This is a genomic window from Sporosarcina contaminans (assembly GCF_042679045.1).
GTDB classification, from domain to species: Bacteria; Bacillota; Bacilli; order Bacillales_A; family Planococcaceae; genus Sporosarcina; species Sporosarcina contaminans.
This window is the reverse complement of record NZ_JBHTLT010000069.1, coordinates 1-1,810: the sequence shown is the minus strand read 5'-3', so window position 1 is coordinate 1,810 and position 1,810 is coordinate 1. Positions and strand designations below refer to the sequence as shown.

General features: G+C 36.1%; 2 protein-coding genes. One reads left to right on the top strand and one right to left on the bottom strand.

What is annotated here, in order from left to right; genetic code table 11:
- Positions 1 to 582 precede the first annotated feature (582 nt).
- Entirely contained in the window at positions 583 to 1,287 is a 705-nt protein-coding gene (locus ACFQ38_RS11425; RefSeq protein WP_381480991.1) for a hypothetical protein, read from the top strand.
- Between the two features lie 60 nt (positions 1,288 to 1,347).
- On the opposite strand, the gene ACFQ38_RS11420 is transcribed toward ACFQ38_RS11425, so the two are convergent.
- Positions 1,348 to 1,810: hypothetical protein (locus tag ACFQ38_RS11420; protein WP_381480989.1), on the bottom strand; the 463-nt coding region annotated here is incomplete at its 5' end.

The following is a 1,810-nucleotide window of genomic DNA, read 5'->3' as shown; positions in this document are numbered from 1 at the left end:
AAAAGCCTCACAAACACATGGCTACAACGTTTGCAAGGCTTTTATAGTTTTTATAAAATCCTTAATATTACCCTCATAACGTCCCAGGCAGACGTTGATTGTGTGGGTTAAACATTGATTTAATAACGTTTATGAATCCTTTGTGTAGTATTTGTGTAGTGTTGTGTTGTTTTTCGTTTTCATGTGTTGTTTGATTAATAATCAGCCACCTTCTCATTTCGAGTTGGTGGCTGTTTTATTCATGTGGAAGGCATACCCCAATAATCTCCCTCCCTTTCTTACCTCTAAGCGTTCGATATCCAATGGATTAACACAGTAATGTGTACTTGAAATCATCAAGTGCGATCCACGAATGGACACCGGAATGAGTTTTAATATATTCCTGTCGGTTGCGATGTCACCATATACACCATTGGTAAATTTCATTTCGACTATGTATCTCTCCATAGATTTCACCCCTTTTATGCCTATATACGACAATGGGTTAAAAAGTCCTTCACATTTATATGCAATTACTCAATAGCCAAACCCTTCCATATGTACTATGATAAAAACATACAAATAAATGGGAGGGGTTTCACATTGGATGCGATATTTTCTGTATTAGGTGGTTTGTTTACGTTAGTATTTCTTGTGTTTTTAATCATAACAATATTGCAATTCGCTAAAAAGAACAAAGCTAAAGGCAAAAAGTCTCTACTGTTTTTAGGAGTATCATTTATGTTAATGGTAATATTCGCTTCTCTTGCTCCTGAAACTGAACCAAAGCAAACATCTGAATCTAACGATAAACCAAAAGTGGAGATCGAGAGAGACCAGCAAGATGAAAAAAATTCCGATGTTACTACAAGGACTGAAAATAATAAAACAAAGGTCACTGTAACGAAAAACGAAGAAGTAAAAAAAGAACCTGTAGCAAAAAAACCGAATGAAGAAATACAAGATGCTGTTAAACAAGTTATCAATAGTGATCTTGCAGATAAAAAAGTCACAACGATAAGTTTGGATGTAAATAAAAATTATGGTCTCGATGACGGAAGTTACATTGTATTGCCTAAGCTTAAATGGGATGTTAAGAATAGTTCTAAAACGACAAAAGAAATGTTAGAAATGTATAGTGACCATATTGCCGCCAAGCTTGCCGATCAGAAGGATGTCAGCGAAATTACAGTTTTTTGGGAAGTACCCCATCACTTAGAAGGAGACATCATTGCTAAGTTTATGTATAATCGATCGGGAGACAGCATGGCTAAAACTGATAATTGGTTTGCTCCATTACTTAATTAACGGCTGCTATTGCAGTCGTTTTTTATTTGGCAATATTAAAATGCACTTCCATTAACTCTTCTACCATTGTAGCCAATGAGGTACAACATAATTTTGCTGTCGATAAATTTGAGCAGCAGTATCTTGTGCAGCAGTAAATAGCACAGCAAATAAATTATGAACCACACCCCTCTTATATGCATTGATTACAGACAGTACAGCATCCGTAAACAGCCCCTCATTGCTTTCAAACATTATCGTTTTGTCTATGGATGCCTTACCCCTTAATAGCGTGCCATAGGCTCTGTAAAGGTCGTCCAAATCAAAATATGGAGCCATGATGTCATAAAGGTATGCAGGCATCTTATCACGTAATCCACGCTTAATATTTGCCTTTACTTCTTCCACATTCTTGACTGCTTCTTTTTTATCCACAGATTCTGCTATTCCAGTATCTAATGTATTATTAATAGATTTTTGAGTATTAGCAGGAGCATCTTTGGTGTGACATTCCGGTGTGACATCCTCATGCTCATCGGCTTTT